Genomic DNA, 7,454 nt, shown 5'->3' with positions numbered 1-7,454 from the left:
GGTCGCGGTGGCGGGGGCCGGTGCGGCGGGCGGGCGGTTCCTGCTCGGACGGCGCGGGTCGCGGAGCTGCGCGAGCGATCGGCCTCCCGGCTCCCGCGTCGCCCGCGAAGCCCGTTCCGCGCGGTGCGCGGGTGCGGGTGCCGGGGATGCCCCCGTTCGTCACCCCGAATCGCGACTTCTACCGGGTCGACACGGCCCTCACGCTTCCGCAGGTGGATCCGCGCGAGTGGACCCTGCGGATCCACGGCGCGGTCGATCGTCCGATGGAGATCACGTTCGGCGAGCTGCTGGACCGGGCGCTCGTCGAACGCGACATCACCCTGTCGTGCGTGTCGAACCAGGTCGGCGGCGACCTCGCCGGGAACGCCCGCTGGCTCGGCGCGCCGCTCGCGCGGCTGCTGCGCGAAGCGGGCGTCCGGCGGGGCGCCGACCAGATCCTGTCCCGCGCGGCGGACGGCATGACGATCGGCACCGCGCTCGACCCGGTGCTGGACGGGCGCGACGCGCTGCTCGCCGTCGCGATGAACGGCGAGCCGCTGCCCGTGAAGCACGGGTTCCCGGTGCGCATGGTCGTCCCGGGCCTGTTCGGCTACGTGTCGGCGACGAAATGGGTCGTCGATCTCAAGATCACCCGATTCGCCGCCGAGCAGGCGTACTGGACGGAGCGCGGCTACGCCGAGCGCGCGCCGGTCGAGACGTTCTCGCGCATCGACGTCCCGCGCCCGCTCGCCCGCGTGCAGGCCGGACGGGTCGCCGTCGCGGGCACCGCGTGGGCGCAGCACCGCGGCGTCCAGGCCGTCGAGTGGCGGGTCGACGACGGCCCGTGGCGCGAGGCGGAGCTCGCGCCCGTGCCGTCCTCCGACACCTGGCGGCAGTGGGTCGCCGAGTGGGACGCCGCGCCCGGCGGCCACACGCTGCGCGTCCGCGCCACCGACGGCACCGGCACGACGCAGCCCCCGGAACGGACTCCGCCCTTCCCCGACGGCGCGACCGGGTGGCACTCGGTCGTCGTGACCGTCACCTGAACCTCGCACGTCATCGTCCATCAACGAAGGAGAACCACGATGAACCGCACCCGAACCCTCACCGGCGTCGCCCTCGCCGCCGTACTGGCCCTCGGCGCGTCCGCCTGCGGCGGGGACGACGAGAGCACGTCCGGCGCGGCGGCGAACGCCCCCGCGACGAGCGCGGCGCCGAGCTCGTCGGCCGCCCCGGCCGCCCCGGCCGCCACGGAGCCGTTCGGTCCCGGCTGCGCGGCGGTCCCGAAGGACGGCGCGGGCAGCTTCTCCGGCATGGCGCAGGACCCGGTCGCGACGGCCGCGTCGAACAACCCGGTGCTGTCGACACTGGTCACGGCGGTGAAGAAGGCCGGACTGGTCGACACGCTCAACTCCTCGAAGGACATCACCGTGTTCGCGCCCACCAACGACGCGTTCGCGAAGATCCCCGAAGATCAGCTGAACGCCGTCCTGGCCGACAAGGAGAAGCTGACGAGCATCCTGACCTACCACGTCGTCGGGCAGCGGATCGCCCCGGACGCCCTGGCGAGCGGGGACTTCAAGACCCTTGCAGGGCGCGTCGCTGAAGACGAGCGGGTCCGGCGAGTCGTTCACGGTCGGGGAGAACGCCAAGGTGATCTGCGGCAACGTGCAGACCGCCAACGCCACCGTGTACATCATCGACGGTGTGCTGATGCCGCCGTCGTCCTGACGCCCGCGACGCGGGGCGGCCGTGGCCGCCCCGCCCGCGCGCGTCCTACGGCGCGCCGAGCAGCTCGCGCATCGTGGCGATCTCGGCCCGCTGCGTGCGGACGATCTCGCCCGCCATCGCCGTCGCGTCCGCGAACCGTCCGCTCGCCTGCTCCTGCTGCGCCATCGTCACGGCGCCCTCGTGGTGCTCGATCATCATCTCGAGGAACGCTTTGTCGAACTTCGCGCCCGAGAGTCCTTCGAGCTCGGTCATCTGCTCGTCGGACATCATGCCGTCCATGTCGTGACCCATCTGCCCGGCCGATTCCGGTTCGCCCCAGGTCTTGAGCCACCCGGTCATCGTCCGGATCTCCGGCCCCTGGGCCTTCTTGATCTGGACGGCCAGGTCCTTGACCTTCGCCGACCCGGCGCGGGTCGGGGCGAGATCGGCCATCTCGACGGCCTGCCGGTGGTGCGGGATCATCATCTGCGCGAACATGACGTCCTGCGCGTTGTGCGTCGCGGACGGCGCCGCGCTCGCCGGAGCCGAGTGCCCCGAGTGCCCGGACGCGCCGGTCGTGGCGTCGTCGTCGCCGCAGGCCGCGAGCCCGATGACGAGGGCCGGCAGCAGGACCGTCCCGAGTGCACGCTTCATGTCGAACCTTCCGTTGTGAGCCGTACGTGCTGTCGAGGTGCGCGGACCTCTACAGCCGCAACACGGCCAACTGGAAGGGGGTCGGGCACGGGGGCGACCGTCCGGTGCGGAACCCGGTCCGCCAGACCCGGCCCCGCGCGTCCCGCATGATCGCGGGCAGCCGCCACCGGACGAGCGCGCCCGCGACCGCCCCGAGAAGCAGCACGCTCAGGAACGCCAGGCACACCTGCCCGCCGGGATGGTGCTCGCCGCCGTCATGATCGGGCGCGGGATGGTCCGGCGCGGAGCGACCCGCGGACTGACCTGCGGAGTGACCTGCGGACTGGACGGCGACGCCCGAGGCGTCCACGGGACTGCTCGACGCCTGGACGCCGTGCATCAGCAGCACGCCGAACACCAGCGCCAGCGGCCAGAGCCGCCGCCGCACGTTCGGGTTCACAGTCCGCCGCCGCATACCCCGCCAGCGTATCCATGACCCCGGACGGGGACGAACCGGACGGCCGTTCCGGTCCGGTCCGTCGACCTCAGATGTTCAGCTGGCCGTTCACGTCGCGCATCTGCACGACCTTCTCCGAGCGCCCGTTGAACATGTTGACGACGCCCTCGTCGGCGGCGACCACGCTCGTCCGCGCCTCGTTCCACATCGACTCGATCTCGGCGCCGAACTCCGGATCCTCGTCCAGCACCCGCCGGACGACCCCTTCGAGCGCCTCGACGCGCTCCGGCTCGTCCGGTGTCTCGGTGGCCCGCTCCAGCGCCCGCTCGTCGGCCGCCCGGCCGCGGAACCGCTCCCGGACGCGGCGGGCCATGTCGAGCAGCGCCGCGCGCGCCGGTTCGGCGGAGGCTTCGACGGCCGCACCCGCCATGGCGGCGGCGATGGCGAGGGTCATCGGATCGGTCACCCCTACAGTGCACCACACGCGCCCGCCCCGGACCAGCCCGCTTCCGCGCGGTCAAGGTTCGAAGCGGTAGCCCATGCCCGGCTCGGTGATCAGATGCCGGGGCCGGGACGGGTCGGCCTCCAGCTTGCGGCGCAGCCCCGCCATGTAGACGCGCAGGTAGTTCGTCTCCTTGACGTAGCCGGGCCCCCACACCTCGGCGAGCAGGCGGCGCTGCGGGACGAGCGTCCCCGGGCTGCGCAGCAGGATCTCCAGGATCCCCCACTCGGTGGGGGTCAGATGGACGGGCCTGTCGTCGCCGGTGACGGTTTTGCGGGCGAGATCGACGAGCCGTCCGCCGACCGCCACCGTGGGGGTCGTCCCGTCGGCGGGGACGCGGCGGGTGATCGCGCGGATGCGGGCGAGCAGCTCGTCCAGCCCGAACGGCTTGGTGACGTAGTCGTCGGCGCCCGCGTCGAGCGCCTCCACCTTGTCGCGGCTGCCGGACCGGCCCGACAGCACGATGATCGGCACCTGCGACCAGCCGCGCAGCCCCTCGATCACCTCGACGCCGTCCAGGTCGGGCAGCCCGAGGTCGAGGACGATCAGGTCGGGGAGCCAGTCGGCGGCCAGCACCAGGGCCTGCCCGCCGTCGGCGGCGACCTCGACCTCGTAGTCGCGGGCGCGCAGGTTGAGGCGCAGTGCGGTCAGGAGCTGCGGGGAGTCGTCGACCACCAGCACGCGCGTCACGCCCGCCCCTCCCGTACCGCCGCGGGCAGGGCGACCACCATGGTCAGCCCGCCGCCCGGCGTCTCCTCGATCTCCAGCGCGCCGTCCATCGCCTCGGCGAGGCCCGCGCCAGCGCCCAGCCCCAGCCCGACGCCCGTCCGGTCGTCGCGGTCGCCGAGCCAGCTGGAACGGCGCGAACGCCCGGTCGCGGTCGGCGGGCGCGATGCCGGGGCCGCGGTCGATGACGCGCACCTGGACGCGCGCCGCGTGGGCGCTCGCGGTGACCAGCACCGGTTCGCCCGGCGGGTTGTGCCGGACGGCGTTGGACACCAGGTTCGCGAGCACCCGCTCCAGCAGCGCCGGGTCGGCGGCGACCTCCGGTAGCCCCGCGGGGACGCTGATGTCGACGCGGGCGTCGCCGAGGCCGTCCAGCGCCCGCGGCACGACGTCCTCGACGGCGATGGGCCGCCGCGACACCCCGAGCACCCCGGCCTGCAGCCTGCTCATGTCGAGGAGGTTGGCGACGAGCCGGTCGAGCCGCTCCAGCGATTCGGCGGCCAGCGCGGTCAGCTCGTCCCGGTCGGACTCGCTCCACACCACGTCGGAGCTGCGCAGGCTCTCCACGGCGGCCAGCGCGGACGCCAGCGGGGTGCGCAGGTCGTGGCTGACGGCGCCGAGCAGCGCGGTGCGCATCCGGTCGGCGCCTCCAGCGGCGCCACCTGCTCGGCGGCTTCGGCGAGCCGCCGGTGCCGCAGCGCGACGGCCGCCTGCGCGGCGAACGCCTCCAGGATCCGCCGGTCGGACGCGGGCAGCGTGCGGCCCCGGACGCCCAGCGCGAGCGCGACGTCGACGAGGACGTCGCTGTCGCCGTCGTCCGGGCGCGTGACCGGCGGGCCCCCGGCGGACGCCACGATCGTCCACGCGGCCTGCGGCGCGGCGGGCGCGGCGGGGTCGCGTTCCAGGAGGGTCACGGACGCGCGCGCGTACGTCTCGCGGAGGCGTTCCAGGATGCCGTGCAGCGGACCGCGCCCGCCCGGCGGGCGTCGCCGCCGTCACCGCGCAGGATGTCTCCGGCGAGCGTGGACAGCACCTGCGCGTCGGCGCGCGCGCGGGCCGCCTCCCGCCCGCGCCGGGCGGTGACGTCGACGATCGTGCTGACCGTGATCCCGACGACGACGAACACCGCGAGCTGCAGCATCGACTCGGCCCCGTACACGGTGAACGTGCCCGTCGGCGGCGTGAAGTAGAAGTTGAGCAGCAGCATCCCGGCGACGGCCGCGACCAGCGCCGGGTACAGGCCGCCGACCAGCGCGACCCCGACCACCGCCGCCTGGAACAGCAGGATGTCGCTGTTCAGCGACACGTCCCCGCGCAGCCGGAGCAGCAGCAGCGTGAGCAGCGGCAGCCCGGCGGCGGCGAGCGCGAAACCGGCGGCCCGCCGCGCCGCGGGCACCCCCCAGGTGTTCCGGCCCGCCCGCCGCCGGTGCCCCCGCGCGGCCTCCTCGTGGCTGACCAGGTGCACGTCGATGGGCCCCGACCCGGCCGTCACCGTGACGCCGACCCCGCGCGCGAACACCTGCGCGAGCCGTCCCCGCCGGGACGCGCCGAGGACGAGCTGGGTGGCGTTGACGCCGCGCGCGAACTCCAGCAGCGCGTCCGGCACGTTCGTCCCGACGACCTGGTGGTAGCTGCCGCCGAGGCTCTCCACCAGCGACCGCTGCCGGGTCAGGTTCGCGGGCGCCCCCGCGGTGAACCGGCCGGTCAGGCCGTCGCTGCGGGCGACGTGCAGGGCCAGGAGGTCGGCGCCGCGCGCGCGGTCGGCGATCCGGGCGGCGCGGCGGATCAGCGTGTCGCCCTCCGCCCCGCCGGTGAGCGCCACGACGACCCGTTCCCGCGCCTGCCATGTCCCGCGGATGCCGTGGTCGGCGCGGTACCGGTCGAGCTGGTCGTCCACCTTGTCGGCCAGCCACAGCAGCGCCAGCTCGCGCAGCGCCGTCAGGTTGCCGACGCGGAAGTAGTTCCCGAGCGCCGCGTCGATCTTCTCCGGGGCGTACACGTTGCCGTGCGCCATCCGCCGCCGCAGCGCCTCCGGCGCCATGTCGACCAGCTCGACCTGCTCGGCGCGCCGCACCACCTCGTCCGGGACGGTCTCGCGCTGCGGCACGCCGGTGATCTGCTCGACCACGTCGTTGACCGACTCCAGATGCTGGACGTTCACCGTCGACACCACGTCGATGCCCGCGTCGAGGATCTCCTCGAGTCCTGCCACCGCTTGGCGTTCGGCGAGCCGGGCACGTTCGTGTGCGCCAGCTCGTCGATCAGCGCCACGTCGGGGCGGCGCGCGATGACGGCGGCGACGTCCAGCTCGGTGAACCGCGCGCCCCGGTGCTCGATCGTCCGGCGCGGGACGGTCTCCAGGCCGTCCAGCAGCCCGGCGGTGCGGGCCCGGCCGTGCGTCTCGACCAGCCCGGCGACGACGTCGGTGCCGCGTTCGCGGCGCCGCCCGCCCTCGGCGAGCATCGCGTAGGTCTTGCCGACGCCGGGCGCCGCGCCCAGGTAGATCCGCAACCGCCCCCGGCCCATCGTTCCTCCTCGGCCTCACAGTACTCCCGGGCGCCGTCAGCCCCGGACGGGGAAGCGCCGGTCGAGCGCCAGGTTCAGCTCCAGCGCGTTGACCCGCGGCGCGCCCATGAACCCCAGGTCGCGGCCGTCGGTGTGGTCCTCGACGAGCGCGCGCACCCGGTCCGGCGCGACGCCCCGCGCGGCCGCCACCCGATCCAGTTGCAGCGCCGCGTAGGCGGGGGAGATGTGCGGGTCGAGGCCGCTGCCGCTGCCGGTGACGGCGTCCGGCGGGACGACCGGATCCGCCGGGGCGTCGCCGCGGACCGGCACGATCAGCCCCGCCGAGTAGTCCTCGCCGGGCCGGGCCAGTTCCACCGGGACGCCCCGGTAGCGGGCGACGAACGGCGCGTCCACCGTGCCCGGCCGCTCGTTGACGCTCACGACGCGCGCCGGGTGCGGCACCGTGCCGTCCGGCGCCCGCTCCCCGAACACCGCGAGGACCGCGCCGACGCCGCCGTCCGTGCAGTACGGGCGCGAACCGTCCACGCCCTCCAGTTCGCCGACGGCCGCGCTCCGCTCGCACACCCGGGTGAGCAGGCTCGTGCGGCCGTCCGGCCCGGGGACGTCGACGACGTCCTCCGGCCCGAGGTTGCTCGCGCCGGAGGCCAGCGGGTCGTAGCCGTCCCCGGCGTTGGACGGGCGGCTCTGGAAGTACCGCCGCAACGGCTCCCCGGCCGCGCCGGTGAACGGCTGGGCGAGCAGCGAGCTGCCGGCCGTCCGGCCGTCCGCCCGCACGAGCGAGCCGTCCGCACGGTCCTGCAGGCCGGGGAGGCGGCCCACCGCGTAAAGGGCGACCGGGTAGACGAGGCCGAGCAGCACGGTGAAGACGAGCAGCGCGCGCAGCGCCGCCGCGTGCCGCCGGATCGAAGGTTCGAGATCCAT

8 protein-coding genes and 3 pseudogenes are annotated in these 7,454 nt (G+C 74.9%); 2 read left to right on the top strand and 9 right to left on the bottom strand.

The window, feature by feature from the left end:
• Together BJF79_RS46915 and BJF79_RS46910 are read left to right on the top strand one after the other, a co-directional pair.
• Nucleotides 1-1,025, top strand: a 1,025-nt coding sequence (locus BJF79_RS46915; protein ID WP_158079516.1) for a molybdopterin-dependent oxidoreductase, incomplete at its 5' end; no start/stop codon positions are given.
• A gap of 39 nt (nt 1,026-1,064) precedes the next feature.
• Nucleotides 1,065-1,710: pseudogene (locus BJF79_RS46910) on the top strand (fasciclin domain-containing protein).
• 45 nt (nt 1,711-1,755) lie between these two features.
• On the opposite strand, the gene BJF79_RS46905 reads toward BJF79_RS46910, so the two are convergent.
• The 9 genes and pseudogenes from BJF79_RS46905 to BJF79_RS46880 form a co-directional block, all read right to left on the bottom strand.
• Entirely contained in the window at nt 1,756-2,343 is a 588-nt protein-coding gene (locus BJF79_RS46905; RefSeq protein WP_075907101.1) for a DUF305 domain-containing protein, read from the bottom strand.
• Between the two features lie 49 nt (nt 2,344-2,392).
• Nucleotides 2,393-2,797: a DUF6153 family protein gene (locus BJF79_RS46900; RefSeq protein ID WP_143220983.1), complete on the bottom strand. Its 405-nt coding sequence runs from the start codon at nt 2,795-2,797 to the stop codon at nt 2,393-2,395.
• A 70-nt stretch (nt 2,798-2,867) separates the two neighbouring features.
• Nucleotides 2,868-3,245, bottom strand: a complete 378-nt coding sequence (locus tag BJF79_RS46895) for a hypothetical protein (protein WP_143220982.1) — start codon at nt 3,243-3,245, stop codon at nt 2,868-2,870.
• A 51-nt stretch (nt 3,246-3,296) separates the two neighbouring features.
• Complete coding sequence (locus BJF79_RS46890) at nt 3,297-3,971, bottom strand: response regulator (protein ID WP_075907098.1); 675 nt, start codon at nt 3,969-3,971, stop codon at nt 3,297-3,299.
• A gap of 204 nt (nt 3,972-4,175) precedes the next feature.
• A pseudogene (locus tag BJF79_RS68055) lies at nt 4,176-4,583 on the bottom strand (sensor histidine kinase); the annotation flags it as partial.
• Nucleotides 4,517-4,921 carry a hypothetical protein gene (locus BJF79_RS68050; RefSeq protein WP_410050227.1) on the bottom strand — a complete coding sequence of 135 codons (405 nt, stop codon included), beginning with the start codon at nt 4,919-4,921 and terminating at the stop codon, nt 4,517-4,519. The gene BJF79_RS68050 and the pseudogene BJF79_RS68055, both read right to left, overlap by 67 nt.
• Nucleotides 4,918-5,313, bottom strand: a complete 396-nt coding sequence (locus tag BJF79_RS68045) for a DUF4118 domain-containing protein (protein WP_410050228.1) — start codon at nt 5,311-5,313, stop codon at nt 4,918-4,920. Before BJF79_RS68045 ends, BJF79_RS68050 begins: the two co-directional genes overlap by 4 nt.
• 264 nt (nt 5,314-5,577) lie before the next feature.
• Nucleotides 5,578-6,470 (bottom strand): annotated as a pseudogene (locus tag BJF79_RS68040) (histidine kinase); the annotation flags it as partial.
• Nucleotides 6,471-6,569: 99 nt separating this feature from the next.
• Nucleotides 6,570-7,454, bottom strand: coding sequence for a potassium-transporting ATPase subunit C (locus tag BJF79_RS46880; protein WP_075907097.1), 885 nt, complete (start codon nt 7,452-7,454; stop codon nt 6,570-6,572).

Origin of the sequence: Actinomadura sp. CNU-125 (genome assembly GCF_001942465.1) — a bacterium.
Classification (GTDB): Bacteria; Actinomycetota; Actinomycetes; order Streptosporangiales; family Streptosporangiaceae; genus Spirillospora.
This window is presented reverse-complemented; position numbering and strand designations above follow the sequence as displayed.

Coding starts and splice junctions, on each gene's coding strand:
- BJF79_RS46905 (WP_075907101.1), bottom strand. CDS start 2,343: ATGAAGCGTGCACTCGGGACGGTCCTGCTGCCGGCCCTCGTCATCGGG.
- BJF79_RS46900 (WP_143220983.1), bottom strand. CDS start 2,797: ATGCGGCGGCGGACTGTGAACCCGAACGTGCGGCGGCGGCTCTGGCCG.
- BJF79_RS46880 (WP_075907097.1), bottom strand. CDS start 7,454: ATGGATCTCGAACCTTCGATCCGGCGGCACGCGGCGGCGCTGCGCGCG.